Genomic DNA, 20,615 nt, shown 5'->3' with positions numbered 1-20,615 from the left:
ATCTTCAAGTCTTAAGACTGAATTAGAAGTCGTAACGTAGGCCTAGAGCTAGCTCGTCTTCTGCGTCAGCTTTAGTCGCTTTGTGGTTAGCGAATTCAGTTGAACCCATTTTATCGCCAGCATCAATTAGGTTGAAGTTGTACGATACGTAACCACGGAAGTTAGGCTTGAAGTAGTAAGACGCGTCGATAGCGAAGTTGTTCGCTGAAGTATCGCCGTTTGTCTCTGCGTTGTTGTACGTAGAAGTGAACACAGTTTGACCTAGAGTGTAAGCACCCGCTAGTTCGTAACCTGTGTAGTCTACAGTGTTTTTGAAGTCAGCTTCTTTTTCGCCGTCAGTGAATACACCAGCGAAGTATAGATCGCTCATAGTGTAAGAAGCAGCAAGCATGTATTCGTTAGCGTCAGCTTGATCTGCGTAACCAGCACCTAGGTCAAGACCAGTGTCACCTAGAGTGTAGATTGCAGATAGAGAGTAGCCATCTTCGCCGTTGTCTTTGTATGCGCCGTTTTCTTCTACACGGTCAGCAAAACGGTAGCTAGCTTTAACTGCTAGGTTTTCGAATTGGCCTTTGTAAGAGAACATGTTGTCTGAACGGTCAGCCGCAGCTAGTTTGTCAGCAGCTGTGTTACCAGCGTAAGCCATGATATCTGTGAAGTCAGTGATAACGCCTAGCGCACCGTCGTTCTTACCGTAAGTAACTTCACCGAAAGCACCGCCTAGACCAGCGTATGCGTAACGAGTGTCTAGATTGCTGTTGCCGTCTACGCCGCCTTCTTCAGCTGTAGTGAACTCACCTTCCCAGAAACCAACACCGTATAGGTTGTCGTTGATTGCTTGAGTACCAAGGAAGTTTAGACGGATGCGAGAGTTATCCGCTACGTCGCCATCTTTCATAGATAGACGTGCTTCAGCACGGCCGCCCATTTCTAGAGAAGTGCCGTCTTGGTTGTAAAGTTCAGCTGCGTTAACGCCAGTTGCCATAGCTGCTGCAGATACAGAAAGAGCAATTAGAGTCTTTTTCATCTTATTTGTCCTAGTTAGCTGTCCATAATCATTGTTTTATGGGGGAGAGGTTATCTCTCACAAGCTGTTGTTGTGCGTATAGTTTCACTCGTGAGAATCGCCCACATTCGAAAAAGCTATGACGTAACAGCTTGCCGGACATGTTTTACTGCTAAAGTTTCCTTATGAGTTAGTAAAATGATATAAATCCAACTAATGAACAGTGTTCAATTGTTTGGGTTTTTAGTTTAAGTTATTGTATTTAAAAGGTTAGGTTGGGGCTGGCATTGGTCTGACATTGATTTGTTTTTATCTTTTTTGATGTTTTTAGTGTAATGAACAGTGTTGTTTTCCAATAAACTGCGATGATGGTTAAATCTAAAAACAATTCATGACGAGGTATTTCTTTCGCTGTCACGCTGTGAAATCGAATTAGGGTGATTTCATATCGGAGTTTGTTTAAACTAACTGAAACAAATCTTCGAACGCACTACCTAGCCATTTGGTTGGGTGGGCTTTTTTTGTCCAAAGACACCTTTGGCCTTGAGGTTATATAATGGAAAAAGTTCCAATGACAATGCGTGGCGAACAATTGCTACGCACAGAACTCGATCGTCTACTAAAGCTTCGCCCACAGATTTCAGAAGCAATCGCAGAAGCACGCGAACTTGGTGACTTGAAGGAAAATGCAGAATACCACGCGGCTCGAGAAGAGCAGGGTATCTGTGAAGCACAAATCCGTGACATCGAATACAAACTGTCTGTGGCTCAGGTTATCGACGTAACCAAGATGGACAACACAGGCAAAGTGATTTTTGGCTCAACAGTGACTTTGATCGATTGCGATACAGAAGAAGAAAAAACTTACCAAATTGTTGGTGATGACGAAGCTGATATTAAATCGGGTCGAATCTCTGTTAGTTCTCCAATTGCTCGTGGTTTGATTGGTAAGATGGAAGGCGACGAAGTCGTTATTCAAACCCCAGGTGGTGCGAAAGACTTCGAAATCGATAGCGTAGAATACGTGTAATCACTCGATATGTCTTATCGTTGGATGCAAAAAAGGTCGCCATTGGCGACCTTTTCTTCTTCCATAGGGTAAGTTGAGATTACTTACGAGGAATTTCGATTTTACGCTCTTCAGATTGGCGGTATAGCACAAGTACTTTACCAATAGTCTGAACTTTTTCAGCGCCCGTCTCACGTACGATAGCGTCGATGATTAGCTGTTTTGTCTCACGGTCTTCTGATGCAACTTTCACTTTGATCAGTTCGTGATGGTTTAGAGCGATTTCAATTTCTGCTAGCACGGCTTCTGTAAGTCCATTTGCGCCCATTAGCACAACAGGTTTTAAACTGTGAGCCAGGCCTTTAAGGTGCTGCTTTTGTTTGGTGCTTAGGTTCATTACGCGGCCAATTTTCTTTAAAATAAGGGTTGAAAAAAGCTATTTTAACGCCATCTATTGCTGAAGACTATAATTTATTGAGCAATAGGTTGAGCCTATTAGAACAATAGCTCCTATTTACGCCTTGTTGGGATTAAAATGAGTAAACAAAAACATTCGGCTAGTTCTGGTCGTTGGTTGAAAGAACACTTTGATGATAAATACGCTAACGAAGCTCGTAAAAAAGGCTATCGTTCTCGGGCTTACTTCAAAATTGATGAGATCCAAACGAAAGATAAATTGTTGAAACCTGGTATGACTGTCGTCGATTTAGGCGCGGCTCCGGGGGGCTGGTCTCAATATGCTGCTAAGATATTAGGTGACGAAGGACAAATCATTGCGTGTGACTTATTACCAATGGATCCAATCGCTGGTGTAAGCTTCTTACAAGGTGACTTTCGTGACGATGCGGTATTAGAAGCGTTGTTGGAAAGAATCCAACCTTCGATGGTAGACGTAGTAATGTCTGATATGGCGCCTAATATTGCAGGCAACAACTCAGTAGATCAGCCGCGAGCTATGTATTTAGTTGAATTGGCTTTAGATATGTGTCGACAAGTTCTAGCACCTAATGGTAGCTTTGTCGTAAAGGTTTTCCAGGGTGAAGGCTTCGACGAGTACGTTAAAGAAGTCCGAAACATGTTTAAAGCCGTAAAAATCAGAAAACCAGACTCATCGCGAGCTCGCTCACGAGAAGTCTTCGTTGTAGCCACTGGTTACAAAGGTTAACTATTTCGCTCGTTTAGAGCATGGTTAACACTATAGCTACAGCTAATAAACTGTAGTACCCTACCTTTAATTACAATTAGTTATCGAGAGGCTGACACCTTGAGTGACATGGCAAAAAATTTAATTCTGTGGCTTGTTATCGCTGTCGTGTTGATGTCGGTATTCCAGAGCTTTGGCCCTGGAGAGAGCAACGGCAGAACCGTGGACTACACCACGTTTGTACAGGAAGTTGGCCAAGGCCAGATTCAAGAAGCAACTTTTAAAGACGGTGAGATTAGTTTCGTTCGTCGTGGCGGTGGTGCCCAAATGGTCACCTACATGCCAGTGTATGATCAGAAGCTTCTAGATGACCTAATCAACCAAAATGTGAAAGTACAAGGTACGCCTCCTGAAGAGCAGAGCTTACTTGGTACTATCTTTATTTCTTGGTTCCCAATGATCTTACTGATTGGTGTGTGGATTTTCTTCATGCGTCAAATGCAAGGCGGCGGCGGTAAAGGCGCAATGTCCTTCGGTAAGAGTAAAGCTCGTATGATGAGCGAAGAACAAATCAAGACAACTTTTGCTGACGTCGCAGGCTGTGATGAAGCAAAAGAAGATGTTAAAGAACTGGTAGACTATCTGCGTGACCCAAGCCGTTTCCAGAAGCTGGGCGGTAAGATTCCAACGGGTGTTCTAATGGTTGGTCCTCCGGGTACTGGTAAAACGCTACTAGCGAAAGCCATTGCAGGTGAGGCAAAAGTACCATTCTTTACTATCTCAGGTTCTGACTTCGTAGAAATGTTTGTTGGTGTTGGTGCATCTCGTGTGCGTGACATGTTCGAACAAGCGAAGAAAGCGGCACCTTGTATCATCTTTATTGATGAGATCGATGCGGTAGGTCGTCAGCGTGGTGCTGGTGTTGGTGGTGGTCACGATGAACGTGAGCAAACACTTAACCAAATGCTAGTAGAAATGGATGGTTTCGAAGGTAACGAAGGTATCATCGTTATCGCTGCGACTAACCGTCCAGATGTATTGGACCCAGCGTTGCTACGTCCAGGCCGTTTTGACCGTCAAGTTGTGGTTGGTCTACCTGATGTACGTGGTCGTGAACAGATCCTTAAAGTACACATGCGTAAAGTACCTCTTGCTGGCGATGTAGAGCCTTCTCTCATTGCACGTGGTACGCCTGGTTTCTCTGGTGCTGATCTTGCTAACTTGGTCAACGAAGCTGCACTGTTTGCTGCTCGTGGCAACAAACGCAATGTATCTATGGTTGAGTTTGAACTAGCAAAAGACAAAATCATGATGGGTGCAGAGCGCCGTTCAATGGTGATGTCTGAAGAGACAAAAGAGTCTACGGCTTACCACGAAGCTGGTCACGCTATTGTTGGTCGTCTCGTGCCTGAACATGATCCAGTGTATAAAGTATCTATCATTCCACGCGGACGTGCGCTTGGTGTGACAATGTACTTACCTGAGCAAGACCGCGTAAGCATGAATCGTCAACATCTTGAGTCGATGATTTCTAGTTTGTATGGTGGTCGACTGGCTGAAGAGCTTATTTACGGCAAAGAGAAAGTATCAACTGGTGCATCCAACGATATTGAACGTGCAACAGATATTGCTCGTAAGATGGTGACACAGTGGGGCTTCTCTGAAAAATTAGGTCCGCTTCTTTATGCAGAAGACGAAGGTGAAGTATTCCTTGGCCGTAGTGTGACGCAGACTAAACACATGTCTGATGATACAGCGAAGCTTATCGATGACGAAGTCCGTAAGATCATCGACCGCAACTACGATCGTGCGAAGCAAATTTTGGAAGATAACATGGACATCATGCATGCGATGAAAGACGCGCTAATGAAGTATGAAACCATTGATGCTGGCCAAATTGACGACCTGATGGAACGTAAAGAAGATATTCGTGAGCCTGCTGGTTGGGGGGATAAACCTACTAATAAACCAGAAGACGACGATAAGCCTCAAGCGAAGCCTGAAGTAAAAGCGGAAGAGAAGTCTGTTGAGCCTACTAAACCAGTAGAGCAATCAACGACTCAAGAAGCGACTTCAAGCGAAGCGCCAGAAAAGAAAGACTCTGAATAAAGAGTAGTCTTTGATAATAAACCCCGAGTTAAGCTCGGGGTTTTTGTTTATGTTGTAATTATTAAAGCTATGATCATTAAAGCAAATAATAAATCCCTCAACCTATCCCATCCTCACGTGATGGCGATTCTCAATGTCACGCCGGATTCATTCTCTGATGGTGGCAAGTTTAATAATCTTGATTCTGCTTTGATCCAAGCTGAGAAAATGATTAAGGCTGGAGTGAGCATTATTGACATCGGTGGCGAATCAACACGTCCCGGAGCGCCAGACGTTACATTAGAAGAAGAGTTGCAACGTGTTATTCCTGTGATCAAAGCTATCCGTGAAAAGCACGATGTTTGGATTTCTGTTGATACCAGTAAAGCTGAAGTGATGCGTCAAGCGATTGAGGCTGGTGCAGATCTCATTAATGATGTTCGCGCCCTTCAAGAGCCGGGAGCGTTAGAGGTGGCTGCTGCATCAAACTTACCAATCTGTTTGATGCACATGAAAGGGCAACCTCGAACCATGCAAGCCAACCCTCACTATGATGATTTGATGAGTGATGTGGCTGAATTTCTGCATGAACGTATTACCACGTGCGAATCGGTAGGGATCGAAAAGTCACAACTTATTCTTGATCCTGGTTTTGGTTTTGGCAAAACCATAGAACACAATTATCATATGCTTGCTCATCTCGACAAGTTTCATGAGTTTGGTTTACCTATATTGGCTGGGCTTTCGCGTAAGTCCATGATTTTTAAATTATTGGATAAGCCAGCGAGCGAGTGTGCTAACGCAAGCGTTGTCTGTGCGACTTTGGCAGCGATGAAAGGTGCACAGATCATTCGAGTTCATGATTTTGAAGAAACCATTGAAGCAATGAAAATTGTCGAGATGACGAAAAATAATATCTAAAAGAATTAAGGAAAGTTTTATGTCTGATAAAAGACGTTACTTTGGTACCGACGGTGTGCGCGGGAAAGTAGGACAATACCCAATTACCCCTGATTTCGTACTTAAGCTTGGCTGGGCTGCTGGTCGTGTACTAGCAAAACAAGGTACTAAGAAAGTGATCATCGGTAAAGATACGCGTATTTCTGGTTATATGCTTGAATCTGCACTGGAAGCCGGCCTTGCTGCTGCGGGGTTAAAAGCGACCTTTACTGGTCCGATGCCAACACCGGCGGTGGCATACCTAACGCAAACCTTCCGCGCGGAAGCGGGGATTGTTATTTCTGCTTCACACAACCCTTATTACGACAACGGTATCAAGTTCTTCTCGTCTGAAGGTACTAAATTACCAGATGATATCGAGCTTGCTATTGAAGCTGAGTTAGATAAAGACATCGAGTGTGTCGAGTCTGCTGAGCTAGGTAAAGCGACACGTCTAAATGATGCTGCTGGTCGTTACATTGAATTTTGTAAGAGCACATTCCCATCGGAGCTTAGCCTAGCAAGTCTTAAGATTGTCGTTGACTGTGCACACGGTGCGACTTACCACATCGCTCCTAACGTATTTAAAGAGTTAGGTGCAGAAGTGATCGCAATGGGTGTAGAGCCAAACGGCACTAACATCAACGCTGAAGTTGGCGCGACTGACGTTCGTGCTTTACAAAAGCGCGTTGTAGAAGAGCAAGCTCATCTCGGCTTGGCGTTCGATGGTGACGGTGACCGTATTATCATGGTTGACCATCTAGGCAACAAGATTGACGGTGACCAAATCGCTTACATCATCGCACGTGATGCTCTGCGTCGTGGTGAGCTAAAAGGTGGTGTCGTTGGTACGCTAATGACAAACCTAGGCATGGAAAATGGTTTGAAACAATTAGGCATTCCATTTGTGCGTGCTGCAGTGGGTGACCGTTATGTCATGGAACAGCTACTTGCTAAAGGCTGGAAAATTGGCGCGGAAAATTCAGGCCACGTTATCTTGCTAGACAAAGTAACTACGGGTGATGCTATCGTAGCAGCACTGCAAGTGATTGCGTCTGTAGTTGGCAGTGATATGTCGTTGCACGATTTGTCGCAAGGTATGACACTTTACCCTCAAGTGCTTGAGAATGTTCGTTTTGCTGGTGATAACAATCCACTTGAAGAGCAAGCCGTACTAGACTCTGTAGCGGCGGTTGAAGCGGAGTTAGGCGATAAGGGTCGTGTGTTGCTTCGTAAGTCAGGCACCGAGCCATTGATCCGTGTTATGGTGGAAGGTGAGGATGCAGATCTCGTTCAAAGCTCTGCGCTTAAGATTGCGGAAGCTGTAAAAGCGAGTTGTTAATCATTGCTTTAATGCCTTTTGCGAGAGAAAAGGGCAACTTTTGCCCTTTTTTTGAGCGCTTAATGCGTTAGTGCTGATTTTTTGCTAATTTTCCCTTGTCAGCGTTACTGGCTTTCGCTAGTATTGCTCCGCCTCCCGTTAGGAGGTCGCTAGCCTTGTTCTAAAATGAAAGTATTATTTTTGAACGGCGCTGGCTCAACAATTTGGAACATAGGTGGAAAAAATGTTTTCAGTTCTACTTGTGATTTACCTGTTGGCGGCGCTTGGTGTGATTGGCCTTGTGTTGATTCAACAAGGTAAAGGCGCAGATATGGGAGCCTCGTTCGGTGCAGGTGCTTCAAACACAGTGTTTGGCGCAAGCGGCTCAGGTAATTTCTTAACCCGAACAACTGCTATTTTAGCAACCGTATTTTTTATCATTAGCTTGCTACTTGGTCGTATGTCTACGCACAAGACTGAGTCACAATGGGTAGACCCAACGTTAGGTCAACCAGTTGTAGAACAAGTTAAAGATGCAGCGAGTGAAGTTCCAGCACCTACTGGTGATGAGATTCCTCAATAAGCTGTAAAAGTTTATGCGCCGAGATGGTGAAATTGGTAGACACGCTAGCATGAGGTGCTAGTGCCTTTGGTGTGAGGGTTCGAGTCCCTCTCTCGGCACCATGAATTTACAAACTTGTAAATCACTTGTTTGAGGGTATAATGCTCAGCAAGTCGGACGCGGGGTGGAGCAGCTTGGTAGCTCGTCGGGCTCATAACCCGAAGGTCGTCGGTTCAAATCCGGCCCCCGCAACCAATCTCTTCTTTCATTGGAAAGAATGATGCGATTGGCAAGTTTGCACAGTGCTAACCACACTGTGAGTTAAGAAAAGCATTTTTGGCTATTCTTAACGTATCAGGGTCCAGCAGCATAAAACCCCGACTTTCGGGGTTTTTTGTTATCTGAGTTTTTATAATCTCTCAGATACTGCTTGGTTTTTTGATTGGGCTCTGAGCCCTTTTTTTGTTTCTGGAGTGGTTAAAATGACTGGTTTAGAAAGACAACTTACTGAAATGCTTGAAGCTCCAGTAGAGGCATCAGGCTACGAGTTGGTTGGATTAGAATTTATTCGTGCGGGTGCGCACTCAACGTTACGTATTTACATCGACCATGAAAATGGCATCAATGTAGATGCCTGTGCAGAAGTTAGCCATCAGGTAAGTGCAGTATTAGACGTTGAAGATCCAATTTCTGTTGCTTACAGCCTAGAAGTTTCTTCTCCAGGCTTAGAAAGACCACTTTTCAAAGCAGCACATTACGAGCAATTTATTGGTCACGAGGTCAGCATCGTATTGAAAATGGCTGTTGCCAACCGCCGCAAGTGGGCAGGTACTATCCACAGCGTTGATGGTGAGACAATAGCGGTTACTGTTGAAGGGCAACAAGAAGAGTTTGCTCTAAGTAACATTTCAAAAGCTAACCTGATCCCTAAATTTTAGTTCCCTAAAAAAGTTTAAGCTTAGAGGCTAAATACAATGAGTAAAGAAATTTTAGCGGTAGCAGAAGCGGTATCGAATGAAAAAGCGGTACCTCGTGAGCGTATCTTTGAAGCTCTTGAGATTGCTCTAGCAACTTCTACTAAGAAAAAGTACGAGATCGAAATCGACGTACGTGTTGCTATTGACCGTAAAACGGGCGAATTCGAAACATTTCGTCGTTGGTTGATCGTAGAAGATGTTGAAAATCCAACAAAAGAAATCTCACTAGAAGCTGCACAGTATGAAGATCCAGAACTTCAACTAGGCGACTTTGTTGAAGATGATATCCCTTCAGTTACTTTTGACCGTATTACGACACAAACGGCTAAGCAAGTTATCGTACAGAAAGTACGTGAAGCTGAGCGTGCACAAATCGTTGAACAGTTCATTGACAACGAAGGTGACCTTATCACTGGCGTTGTTAAGAAAGTAAACCGTGAAACTGTCGTAATGGACCTTGGTAACAACGCTGAAGCGGTAATCCTACGTGATGACCAACTTCCTCGTGAAAACTTCCGTCCAGGTGACCGTGTTCGTGGTCTTCTGTACAAAGTAGCTCCAGAAGCTCGTGGTTTCCAACTGTTCATCACGCGTTCTAAGCCTGAAATGCTGGCAGAACTATTCCGTGTTGAAGTGCCTGAGATCGCTGAAGAGATCATCGAGCTTAAAGGTGCGGCACGTGATCCTGGTTCTCGCGCTAAGATCGCGGTTAAAACAAACGATAAACGCATTGACCCAGTGGGCGCTTGTGTTGGTATGCGTGGTGCACGTGTACAAGCAGTATCTGGCGAACTTGGTGGTGAGCGTATCGATATCGTTCTTTGGGATGATAACCCAGCACAGTTTGTTATCAACGCAATGGCGCCAGCTGACGTAGCATCAATCATTGTTGATGAAGATGCACACTCAATGGACATCGCAGTTGAAGCAGATAACCTAGCTCAAGCTATCGGTCGTGCAGGTCAGAACGTTCGTCTAGCGTCTCAACTAACTGGTTGGGAACTGAATGTAATGACTGTTGCAGATCTTCAGAAAAAACACGCTGAAGAATCTCAAGCATCAATCGAGAACTTCATGAAGTACCTAGACATTGAAGAAGACTTCGCTCAACTGCTTGTTGAAGAAGGTTTCTCAACGCTAGAAGAAATCGCATACGTACCAGTTAACGAACTGCTTGACGTAGACGGTCTTAACGAAGAACTTGTTGAAGAACTACGTAGCCGTGCTAAAGACGCACTAACCACTATCGCACTAGCACAAGAAGAGTCATTTGAAGGTCTTGAGCCAGCTGAAGACCTACTAGGTCTTGAAGGTCTAGAGCGTGAAATGGCGTTCAAACTAGCAGCGAAAGGTGTTGCAACACTAGAAGATCTAGCCGACCAAGGTATCGACGATTTAGAAGGTATTGAAGGCCTGACAGAAGAACGCGCAGGTGAGCTTATCATGGCTGCACGTAACATCTGTTGGTTCGGCGAAGAAGCATAATATCAGCAAGGAGGAAGCGGCATGACACAATTAACAGTTAAAGCTCTGAGTGAAGAGATTGGTACTCCAGTCGACCGCTTAATGGAACAACTTGCTGACGCTGGCATGAACAAAGCGAGTTCTGACCATGTATCGGATGAAGAGAAGCAAAAGCTTCTCTCTCACCTGAAGAAAGAGCACGGCGATACGTCGGGCGAATCTGAACCTACTAGACTGACGCTTCAGCGTAAGACTCGCAGCACACTAAGTGTTGCAGCAGGTGGCGGCAAAAGTAAGGATGTTCAAGTAGAAGTGCGTAAGAAGCGCACGTATGTGAAGCGCAGCACTATCGAAGACGATGCAAAACGTGAGGCTGAGGAAGCAGCAAAGCGTGAAGCTGAAGAGCTTGCGAAGCGTGAGGCAGAAGAACAAGCCAAACGTGAAGCTGCAGAGAAAGCACAGCGCGAAGCCGAAGAGAAAGTGAAACGTGAAGCGGATGCAAAACGTGACGCTGAAGAAAAGGCAAAACGCGCACAAGCTGAAAAGGCTAAGAAAGACATGAATGCAAAAAATGCGGATGTTAATACGCAAGCGAAGAAAGAAGCTGACGAGCTAAAGCGTCGTCAGGAAGAAGAAGCCCAACGTAAAGCTGAGCAAGAAGCAGCTAAGCTTGTTGAAGAAGCTCGTAAACTTGCAGAAGAAAACGAAGCTCGTTGGTCTGAAGAAGAGTCTAAGAAGAAAGAACTTGAAAACTCTGACTACCACGTAACCACTTCTACGTACGCTCGTGAAGCTGAAGATGCAGCTGACCGTAAAGAAGAAGGCGGTGCTCGTCGTAAGAAGAAGAAACCAGCTAGAGAAGAGCAGTCACGTGGTGGTCGTAACCAACGTGGTGGTAAGGGCCGTAACAAAGGCAAACTTGCTAAGCCAACTTCAATGCAACACGGTTTCGATAAGTCTGCTACTGTAGCAAAACAAGACGTAGTAATTGGCGAAACAATCGTTCTTTCTGAACTTGCTAACAAGATGTCGGTTAAAGCGACAGAAGTTATCAAAGTGATGATGAAGATGGGCGCTATGGCGACTATCAACCAAGTGATCGACCAAGAAACAGCACAACTTGTTGCTGAAGAAATGGGTCACAAGGTCGTTCTTCGTAAAGAGAACGAACTGGAAGAAGCAGTACTATCTGATCGCGACACTAACGCAGAAGCAGTACCTCGCGCTCCAGTTGTAACTATCATGGGTCACGTTGACCACGGTAAAACGTCAACACTTGACTACATCCGTCGTACACACGTTGCTTCAGGCGAAGCGGGTGGTATCACACAGCACATCGGTGCTTACCACGTTGAAACTGACAACGGTATGATCACGTTCCTTGATACTCCTGGACACGCAGCGTTTACTGCAATGCGTGCTCGTGGTGCTCAAGCGACAGATATCGTTGTTCTTGTTGTAGCAGCAGACGATGGCGTAATGCCACAAACAGTTGAAGCGATTCAGCACGCGAAAGCGGCTGGTGTTCCTCTGATTGTTGCTGTGAACAAGATCGATAAAGAAGACGCGAACCCAGATAACGTTAAGAATGAGCTAGCTCAATACGACGTAATCCCTGAGGAGTGGGGCGGTGAGAACATGTTTGTTCACATCTCTGCTAAACAGGGTACAAATATCGATGGTCTTCTAGAAGCTATCCTTCTTCAGTCTGAAGTTCTTGAACTTACGGCTGTAGCTGAAGGCATGGCGTCTGGTGTTGTTGTTGAATCTCGCCTAGATAAAGGTCGTGGTCCAGTTGCAACCGTACTTGTTCAATCAGGTACGCTAAACAAAGGCGATATCGTTCTTTGTGGCCAAGAATACGGTCGTGTTCGTGCAATGCGTGACGAACTAGGTCAAGAAATCACTCAAGCTGGTCCATCTATCCCTGTAGAGATCCTAGGTCTTTCAGGCGTACCATCTTCAGGTGATGAAGCAACAGTAGTACGTGACGAGCGTAAAGCACGTGAAGTAGCAAACTACCGTGCTGGTAAGTTCCGTGAAGTGAAACTTGCTCGTCAGCAGAAATCTAAACTAGAGAACATGTTCTCTAACATGACTGCTGGTGAAGTTGCTGAACTAAACGTAGTACTAAAAGCAGACGTACAAGGTTCTGTAGAAGCGATTGCAGACTCACTACTGAAACTGTCTACTGACGAAGTTAAAGTGAACATCGTTGGTTCTGGTGTTGGTGGTATTACTGAAACTGATGCAGTACTTGCAGAAGCTTCTAACGCAATCATCCTTGGCTTTAACGTTCGTGCTGATGCTTCTGCTCGTCGTGCGATTGAAGCAGCAAGCGTTGATCTACGTTACTACTCAATCATTTACCAACTGATTGACGAAGTTAAACAAGCAATGGGCGGTATGCTTGCTCCAGAATTCAAGCAAGAAATCATTGGTCTTGCTGAAGTACGTGACGTATTTAAGTCACCGAAACTGGGCGCAATCGCTGGTTGTATGGTTACTGAAGGTCTGATTAAGCGTAACAACCCAATCCGCGTTCTACGCGACAACGTTGTTATCTACGAAGGTGAGCTAGAATCACTTCGTCGCTTTAAAGATGACGTTCAAGAAGTTAAGAATGGCTACGAGTGTGGTATCGGCGTTAAGAACTACAACGACGTTCGCGTTGGCGACCAGATCGAAGTATTCGAAATCGTTGAAATCAAACGTACTCTAGACTAATTGACTAAAATTACTAAACGTCTGAAAGACAAATAGTAATTGGTTGTTGAATACACCATGGGGGGCTGGCTTGACCATCCCCCCATTCTTTCTATTTAAGAGAATGAATATGTCAAAAGAATTTAGCCGCACGCAGCGCGTATCGCAGCAGCTGCAAAAAGAACTAGCGATGATCCTTCAACGCGAAGTTCGTGACTCTCGCCTAGGCATGGTTACGATTTCAGATGTAGAAGTATCACGAGATCTTGCTTACGCAAAAGTATTCGTTACTTTCCTATGCGTGGGTGAGCAGACGCCAGAATCATGCCTAGCAGCGCTACGTGAGCACGAAGTGCACATTCGTATGATGCTTGGTAAGCGTATTCGTCTACGTCTAACGCCTGAAATCCGTTTTTACTACGACAATACGTTAGTAGAAGGTATGCGTATGTCGAACCTAGTGTCTGAAGTTGTGAGCGAAGATAAACGTAAACAGCAAGATTCAGGTCGCGAAGAAGATCAGGCAGGGGAAGAGTAATGGCTCGTCGTCGTAAAGGTCGTCCAATTAATGGCGTTATCTTGTTGGACAAACCAACAGGTATTTCTTCAAATGATGCACTGCAAAAAGTAAAACGTATTTTCTTTGCTGAAAAAGCAGGTCATACGGGTGCATTGGACCCACTAGCGACGGGCATGTTGCCAATCTGCTTAGGCGAAGCAACTAAGTTCTCTCAGTTCTTGTTGGATTCTGATAAACGTTATCGCGTGATTGCTAAGTTAGGCGAGCGTACTGATACGTCAGATTCAGATGGTGAAATAGTAGAGACTCGTCCAATCGACGTAGATCTAGCGAAGCTTGAATCGTGCATCGATACATTCCGTGGCGAATCGGACCAAGTTCCTTCAATGTTCTCTGCATTGAAGTACCAAGGTAAACCATTGTATGAGTACGCGCGTAAAGGTATCGAAGTACCACGTGAGTCTCGTAAGATCATGGTATACGAAATTGTGCTTCACCGTTTTGAAGGCGATGAAGTTGAGATGGAAGTACATTGTTCTAAAGGCACGTACATCCGTACTATCGTTGATGATCTTGGTGAAATGCTTGGTTGTGGTGCGCACGTGACGATGCTGCGTCGTACGGGTGTTGCTAAGTACCCATATGATAAAATGGTGACGTTAGAGCAGTTAAACGAACTTCTGGAGCAAGCTCATCGCGATGAAGTTGCGCCAAAAGAGCTGCTTGATCCGTTATTGCTACCAATGGATACTGCGGTTGAAGATTTACCAGAAGTAAACCTCAATGCAGAGCTTACCAATCTTGTTCAGCATGGTATGCCTGTACAGGTGTTCGGCGCACCTGCTGGTACGCCACTTCGCATGACTTCAGGTGAAGAGAAACTTTTCATCGGAGTCGCTGAACTAAACGATGACGGAAAAGTGGCACCAAAGCGTTTAGTGGTTTTCCGTGACGAAGCATAAGCTCACCAATGAATTGAAAATACCGGCGAAATCGCCGGTATTTTTGTATTGCGCGGATAAGGAAACTTCCCTATAATTCGCGCTTCGCGTAGCGGCTGAATCAGAGATTGGCTGCTACAACTTTAAACTTACTCTTATTAGGAGAGAATTATGTCTCTGAATGCAGAAACTAAAGCAGCAATCGTTGCAGAATACGCACAAGGCGAAGGCGACACTGGTTCACCAGAAGTTCAAGTAGCTCTACTTACAGCTTCTATCAACCACCTACAAGGTCACTTCAAAGCACACAAAGGCGATCACCACAGCCGTCGTGGTCTTCTACGTATGGTTTCTCGTCGTCGTAAGCTTCTAGATTACCTAAAAGGTAAAAATCTAGCTCGCTACCAAGACCTAATCAAGCGTCTAGGCCTACGTCGCTAATAAGCGACTGCATAGCAGTTTGTCTAAAAGGGGCTTTATGCCCCTTTTTTGTTGCCCGTTACTTATTTTGGCTGCTATAACTTAGCCAAATCAAACTTATGCCGTTATACTACACGCGGCTAAATCTCGTTTTGAGATTTTCACTAAGCTCATCGTATTACAGTCAACCAAGTCGACCAAAAGGTCGCGACTATTAAAAGTGTACTTCAGTCTGACTCAGTCCATTTTTACTAGTCGCGATTCGTAATACCTTGAGTGTCAATTAACACACTCTGAGGCGCCTTTATTCGTAAAGAACGCTCGGAAACAAGGAATAACAATGTTCGAAAAACCAGTTGTTAAAACGTTCCAGTACGGTAACCACACAGTTACTCTAGAAACTGGCGTTATCGCACGTCAAGCTACGGCTGCAGTAATGGTTACAATGGACGATACAGCAGTATTCGTTTCAGTTGTAGGTAAGAAAGAAGCGGTTACAGGCCAAGATTTCTTCCCACTAACAGTAAACTACCAAGAGCGTACTTACGCGGCAGGTAAAATCCCTGGTGGTTTCTTCAAGCGTGAAGGCCGTCCTTCTGAAGGCGAAACGCTAACAGCTCGTCTAATTGACCGCCCAATTCGTCCACTATTCCCTGATGCATTCAAAAACGAAGTTCAGGTTATCGCGACAGTAATGTCTGTAAACCCAGACGTTCAGCCAGATATCGTAACAATGATCGGTACTTCTGCTGCGCTTGCTATCTCTGGTATCCCGTTCAACGGTCCTATCGGTGCTGCGCGTGTTGGTCACGTTGATGGCCAACTTGTTCTAAACCCAAGCAACACAGAGCTAGATGCATCTAAGCTAGACCTAGTGGTTGCAGGTACAGAATCTGCGGTACTAATGGTTGAATCAGAAGCAGACAACCTAACTGAAGAAGAAATGCTAGCTGCGGTTGTTTACGGTCACGACCAACAACAAGTTGTTATCAACGCGATTAACGAATTCAAAGCTGAAGTTGCTACTCCTGCTTGGGATTGGGTTGCTCCTGAAGAGAACACTGCGCTTAACAACAAGATTGCTGAGCTAGCAGAAGCGAAACTTGTTGAAGCTTACCAAATCACAGAAAAGATGGCTCGTTACGACCGCATTCACGAAATCGCGGCAGAAGTAAACGAAGTGCTACTTGCTGAAGATCCAGAAGCGAACACAAAAGAAATCCACACTATCTTCCACGATCTAGAGAAGACAGTTGTACGTCGTAGCATCATCGCTGGTAACCCACGTATCGATGGTCGTGAGAAAGACATGGTTCGTGCGCTAGACGTACGTACTGGCGTTCTTCCACGTACTCACGGTAGCGCGCTATTCACTCGTGGTGAAACTCAGGCGATCGTTACAGCGACTCTAGGTACACAACGTGACGCTCAAATCATTGATGAGCTAACTGGTGAGCGTAAAGATCACTTCCTACTACACTACAACTTCCCTCCATACTGTGTAGGTGAAACAGGTTTTGTAGGTTCTCCAAAGCGTCGTGAAATCGGCCACGGTAAACTGGCTAAGCGTGGTATCGCTGCAGTAATGCCATCTGTAGATGAGTTCCCATACACAGTACGTGTTGTATCAGAAATCACAGAATCTAACGGTTCTTCATCAATGGCTTCTGTATGTGGTACTTCTCTTGCTCTTATGGATGCAGGTGTGCCAATCAAGTCTTCTGTTGCGGGTATCGCAATGGGTCTTGTTAAAGAAGGTGACGATTTCGTTGTTCTTTCTGACATCCTTGGTGACGAAGACCACCTAGGCGACATGGACTTTAAAGTAGCAGGTACTCAATCTGGTATCACTGCACTTCAAATGGACATCAAGATCGAAGGTATCACCAAAGAGATCATGCAAATTGCGCTTAACCAAGCTCAAGGCGCACGTAAGCACATCCTATCTGTAATGGATGAAGCAATCTCTGGTGCTCGTGAAGACATCTCTGAATTTGCTCCTCGCATTCATACAATGAAGATCAGCTCAGAGAAGATCAAAGACGTTATCGGTAAAGGTGGTGCAGTTATCCGTGCTCTAACGGAAGAAACTGGTACAACTATCGAAATCGAAGACGACGGTACTATCAAGATTGCAGCAACTGAAGGTGCTGCAGCGAAAGAAGCTATCCGTCGTATCGAAGAGATCACTGCTGAAGTTGAAGTAGGCCGTATCTACACTGGTAAAGTAGCTCGTCTAGCAGACTTTGGTGCATTCGTTACTATCCTTCCAGGTAAAGATGGTCTAGTACATATCTCACAAATCGCTGAGAAGCGTGTTGAGAAAGTGTCTGACTACCTAGCTGAAGGTCAAGAAGTTCAAGTTAAAGTTCTTGAAATCGACCGTCAAGGCCGTGTACGTCTAAGCATGAAAGAAGCAGTAGAGAAGCCAGCAGAAGAGGCGTCTGACGCATCTGAAGCGAAAGGTGAGTAATCTTAGTTTCGACTTTTGGTCTTTTATTAGCTTAAGAGCCTGAAAGCATGCTATAAAAGGGGAGCATTTTCGCTCCCTTTTTTTTTGGTTTGTTTCGAAGTATTTACCCTCAAATGAGGTTAACTATCCTATAGTGCATAAAAGAGAAACAGACCCAGAGCGGTCCAAACAGGAGTACTAATTAGTGAAATGGTTTCAAACCGCAAGTTTATGTGTTGCTATCGCGCTGACCGGTTGTGCTAATACATCTCAACAATCATCGGAGAAATGGATTTATCCACCGATGGCCGTTCCTCTGCAGCCGAGTGTTCAACAAGAGGTTCAGATCGCGCGTCTGTCTCAGCTTTTACAACGCCCTGATCTAAGTGATGAAGTGCGCGCAAAAATGCATTACGAACGTGGTAACTACTACGACAGTGTTGGTCTTCGTGATCTTGCTCGTTTGGACTTCAACCAGTCTCTACAATTAAACCCTGCTCAACCTGATATATTTAACTTACTTGGGGTGTACTTTACCCAGGTAGGTGAGTTTGATGCGGCTTATGAAGCCTTTGACTCAACGTTAGAATTAGCACCAGAAAACTCTTACGCAGAACGTAATCGAGCCATTGCGTTGTACTACGGCGGTCGAATTGATCTTGCTTTAGAGGACATGACTAAGCACTACGAAGAGATGCCTAGTGACCCATTCCGTGCATTATGGTTATACATCATAGAAGCAGAGCAAAACCCCGAGCAAGCGAAAGCGAACTTAGAAAAACGCTACCAACGTGATCGCAGCGAAGAGTGGGGATGGGTGCTTGTTGCCATTATGCTTCGTGATGTGTCAGATGATGCCGCACTTAAAGCTATTATGGATGGCACGCGTGAAAATTACCGCCTTGCGGAGCGCCTGACAGAAACCTACTTTTATTTAGGTAAGCGCTATCAACTGGAAGGGGATGTGGCTGATGCCATTGCCTTGTATAAATTGGCGATTTCTTTCAATGTGTATGAGTATGTTGAGCATCGTTACTCTTTCCTAGAGTTGGCTCAAATATACGATAGGCTACAACAAGAACAGCTGGCTAAGCTCAAAGCCGAGCAACAAAAAGAAGAAGCAAAATAACAGAAGGCCGCTCACTTAGAGCGGCTTTTTTGTGCTTGAAGATTTTGAACCTCTCCACTAAAATAGTTAGCCTTGCTAACTAAATGGATTGTACTCAATGGCATTAGAAAAAAGCTTGATTGATTTGGAACGTTTTTGTGCAAAAGCGTGGCGTGTTTATGCCAAGGAAGATCCGCTTTCTCATTTGAGCTTTAACGAGTTTGATTATCTACGAGTGATCCAGCTTTACCCAGAGGGAGTTCGAATTACGGACCTTGCTGAGGATCTTCAGGTGACAAAACCTTCCGCTTCTAACATGGTGGTTCGTTTGGAGAAAAAAGGATTAGTACAACGCATTGCTTGTAATGAAGATGCACGTTCAAAGCGTGTTCTTTTAACGGAAGAAGTCATTCAAGAAATGTCGTTAGAGCAAGTGGTTTACAAGGATATTTCTGAACAACTCGTGCGTAAACTTGATAAACAAGAAGCACAGCAACTGAAAGCGCTACTGGATAAAGCGCTCGGAAACTAAACATACATTTTATTCTTTTATCTATTTAGTTAGCCTTGCTAACTATTGGTGGTAGTCATGCAAAACTCTATATATAAACAGTTTTGGAAATACACAATTCCGACCGTTGCAGCCATGTTGGTCAACGGCTTATATCAAGTCGTAGATGGAATTTTTATCGGTCGTTATGTAGGGGCTGATGGATTAGCCGGGATCAATGTAGCCTGGCCGATCATTGGCTCGATACTTGGTATTGGTATGATGGTGGGCGTAGGTACGGGTGCACTCGCCTCGATCAAACAAGGTGAAAAAGACAGTGAAGGTGCTAAACGTATTCTCTCTACCGGTCTTTTGCTTTTAGTTGCTTTGATGCCTGTCGTAGCAACAACTTTGTTCTTCTTCGCTGATGACTTTATTCGTTGGCAAGGGGCTGAAGGTCGAGTATACGAACTTGGTTTGCAGTACCTGCACATCTTAAGCGTGGCGTGTGTGTTCTCGTTAGGTTCAATCGCAGTGCCGTTTTTGCTGCGTAACGACGATAGCCCGAACCTAGCCACCATCTTGATGGTGATTGGTGCAGTGATCAATATCGTGCTTGATTACTTGTTTATTGCTTGGCTTGGTTGGGAGCTTGAAGGTGCAGCGATTGCGACTGCGTTAGCACAGATGGTGGTCACCATTCTTGGTGTGGGATACTTCTTTACTTCAAGAGCCAACATGCGTTTGTCTTTCAGTGACTTGAAGATGCAGTTTGATGTTATCCCTAAGATTGTCATGATCGGCACATCAAGCTTCTTCATGTACGCATACGGCTCAATGATGGTCGCGCTGCACAACGCGCTGTTTGCCCAGTACGGTAGTGCGTTGTTGATTGGTGCTTATGCTATCTTGGGTTATATCGTTACGGTCTACTACTTGATCGCGGAAGGCATCGCTAATGGTATGCAGCCTTTAGTGAGCTATAACCATGGCGCACGCAACCAAGACAATATTCGTAAGCTGTTGAAGGTCGCAATGGGCACGTCAGTGCTCGGTGGTGTCGCGTTTGTTATTTTGATGAACATCTTCCCGTATGAGTTTGTCTCGGTGTTCAACAATGCCGATCAAAACCTGATTAATGCGACAGTAGTCGGCATTCGCCTCCATATGTTTGCATTGTTCTTGGATGGTTTCTTAGTGGTTGCTGCGGCGTACTACCAATCGGTGAACAAAGGCAGCAAAGCCATGTTTGTGACCATTGGCAACATGGTTATCCAATTACCGTTCTTGTTTATTATGCCCAAGCTATTTGGTGTAACGGGTATTTGGATTGCATTCCCACTGTCTAACATTGCTTTGAGCTTAGTGGTGATGAGTATGTTGTGGCGTGATATTAAGAAGTTAATGAATGAGAGTACTGTAGAGCCGAGTGTTCAAGTTTCTTAATCGAAAAACGCAAACGAAAAAG

At 44.9% G+C, this 20,615-nt stretch carries 18 protein-coding genes and 2 tRNA genes; 18 read left to right on the top strand and 2 right to left on the bottom strand.

Features of this window, described 5'->3' with window-relative positions:
- Window positions 1-22: 22 nt before the first annotated feature.
- A complete protein-coding gene (locus BCT11_RS12915; protein ID WP_038865862.1) occupies window positions 23-1,027 on the bottom strand; it encodes a porin in 1,005 nt (334 codons plus the stop codon).
- A gap of 535 nt (window positions 1,028-1,562) precedes the next feature.
- Here BCT11_RS12915 and greA point away from each other — a divergent pair.
- Window positions 1,563-2,036, top strand: coding sequence for a transcription elongation factor GreA (gene greA / locus BCT11_RS12910; protein WP_038865864.1), 474 nt, complete (start codon window positions 1,563-1,565; stop codon window positions 2,034-2,036).
- Between the two features lie 79 nt (window positions 2,037-2,115).
- Here the strand turns inward: greA and yhbY are convergent, their stop codons facing one another.
- A complete protein-coding gene (yhbY, locus tag BCT11_RS12905) occupies window positions 2,116-2,412 on the bottom strand; it encodes a ribosome assembly RNA-binding protein YhbY (RefSeq protein ID WP_005380066.1) in 297 nt (98 codons plus the stop codon).
- Window positions 2,413-2,550: 138 nt separating this feature from the next.
- Here yhbY and rlmE point away from each other — a divergent pair, with 138 nt between their 5' ends.
- The 17 genes from rlmE to vmrA all read left to right on the top strand — a co-directional run bounded on the left by rlmE (window position 2,551) and on the right by vmrA (window position 20,593).
- A complete protein-coding gene (rlmE, locus tag BCT11_RS12900; protein WP_038878958.1) occupies window positions 2,551-3,180 on the top strand; it encodes a 23S rRNA (uridine(2552)-2'-O)-methyltransferase RlmE in 630 nt (209 codons plus the stop codon).
- A 108-nt stretch (window positions 3,181-3,288) separates the two neighbouring features.
- Window positions 3,289-5,268, top strand: a complete 1,980-nt coding sequence (gene ftsH / locus BCT11_RS12895; RefSeq protein ID WP_198593945.1) for an ATP-dependent zinc metalloprotease FtsH — start codon at window positions 3,289-3,291, stop codon at window positions 5,266-5,268.
- Window positions 5,269-5,337: 69 nt separating this feature from the next.
- The gene (gene folP / locus BCT11_RS12890) at window positions 5,338-6,168 is read left to right on the top strand and encodes a dihydropteroate synthase (protein WP_038865870.1); all 831 of its coding nucleotides are present in this window, start codon (window positions 5,338-5,340) and stop codon (window positions 6,166-6,168) included.
- 19 nt (window positions 6,169-6,187) lie between these two features.
- Window positions 6,188-7,528 carry a phosphoglucosamine mutase gene (glmM, locus tag BCT11_RS12885; protein ID WP_038878962.1) on the top strand — a complete coding sequence of 447 codons (1,341 nt, stop codon included), beginning with the start codon at window positions 6,188-6,190 and terminating at the stop codon, window positions 7,526-7,528.
- 223 nt (window positions 7,529-7,751) lie between these two features.
- Complete coding sequence (secG, locus tag BCT11_RS12880; RefSeq protein ID WP_010649836.1) at window positions 7,752-8,090, top strand: preprotein translocase subunit SecG; 339 nt, start codon at window positions 7,752-7,754, stop codon at window positions 8,088-8,090.
- Window positions 8,091-8,107: 17 nt separating this feature from the next.
- Window positions 8,108-8,191 (top strand) — tRNA-Leu (locus BCT11_RS12875).
- A gap of 56 nt (window positions 8,192-8,247) precedes the next feature.
- Window positions 8,248-8,324 (top strand) — tRNA-Met (locus BCT11_RS12870).
- Between the two features lie 227 nt (window positions 8,325-8,551).
- On the top strand, window positions 8,552-9,007 hold the full coding sequence (gene rimP / locus BCT11_RS12865; protein ID WP_038865875.1) for a ribosome maturation factor RimP: 456 nt from the start codon (window positions 8,552-8,554) through the stop codon (window positions 9,005-9,007).
- Window positions 9,008-9,043: 36 nt separating this feature from the next.
- Entirely contained in the window at window positions 9,044-10,531 is a 1,488-nt protein-coding gene (gene nusA, locus BCT11_RS12860; RefSeq protein ID WP_038865878.1) for a transcription termination factor NusA, read from the top strand.
- 21 nt (window positions 10,532-10,552) lie between these two features.
- A complete protein-coding gene (infB, locus tag BCT11_RS12855; protein WP_038865880.1) occupies window positions 10,553-13,237 on the top strand; it encodes a translation initiation factor IF-2 in 2,685 nt (894 codons plus the stop codon).
- A gap of 109 nt (window positions 13,238-13,346) precedes the next feature.
- Window positions 13,347-13,754, top strand: a complete 408-nt coding sequence (gene rbfA, locus BCT11_RS12850) for a 30S ribosome-binding factor RbfA (protein WP_005449148.1) — start codon at window positions 13,347-13,349, stop codon at window positions 13,752-13,754.
- A complete protein-coding gene (gene truB / locus BCT11_RS12845; protein ID WP_102388480.1) occupies window positions 13,754-14,698 on the top strand; it encodes a tRNA pseudouridine(55) synthase TruB in 945 nt (314 codons plus the stop codon). The genes rbfA and truB overlap by 1 nt, the downstream gene beginning before the upstream one ends.
- Window positions 14,699-14,848: 150 nt before the next feature.
- Window positions 14,849-15,118, top strand: a complete 270-nt coding sequence (gene rpsO, locus BCT11_RS12840; protein ID WP_005380094.1) for a 30S ribosomal protein S15 — start codon at window positions 14,849-14,851, stop codon at window positions 15,116-15,118.
- Window positions 15,119-15,437: 319 nt separating this feature from the next.
- Window positions 15,438-17,570 (top strand): polyribonucleotide nucleotidyltransferase, encoded by a 2,133-nt coding sequence (gene pnp / locus BCT11_RS12835; protein WP_102388479.1) that lies wholly within the window; start codon window positions 15,438-15,440, stop codon window positions 17,568-17,570.
- Between the two features lie 184 nt (window positions 17,571-17,754).
- On the top strand, window positions 17,755-18,678 hold the full coding sequence (gene nlpI, locus BCT11_RS12830) for a lipoprotein NlpI (protein ID WP_038878965.1): 924 nt from the start codon (window positions 17,755-17,757) through the stop codon (window positions 18,676-18,678).
- Window positions 18,679-18,775: 97 nt separating this feature from the next.
- Window positions 18,776-19,189 (top strand): MarR family transcriptional regulator, encoded by a 414-nt coding sequence (locus BCT11_RS12825; protein ID WP_038865889.1) that lies wholly within the window; start codon window positions 18,776-18,778, stop codon window positions 19,187-19,189.
- A 57-nt stretch (window positions 19,190-19,246) separates the two neighbouring features.
- Window positions 19,247-20,593 (top strand): sodium-coupled multidrug efflux MATE transporter VmrA, encoded by a 1,347-nt coding sequence (gene vmrA / locus BCT11_RS12820; protein ID WP_102388478.1) that lies wholly within the window; start codon window positions 19,247-19,249, stop codon window positions 20,591-20,593.
- The last annotated feature ends 22 nt before the right edge of the window (window positions 20,594-20,615 follow it).

It is taken from the genome of Vibrio sp. 10N.222.52.B12 (genome assembly GCF_002875385.1).
GTDB classification, from domain to species: Bacteria; Pseudomonadota; Gammaproteobacteria; order Enterobacterales; family Vibrionaceae; genus Vibrio; species Vibrio jasicida.
Note: the sequence above shows the minus strand (reverse complement) of the source record. Positions and strands in the feature narration are given on the sequence as shown.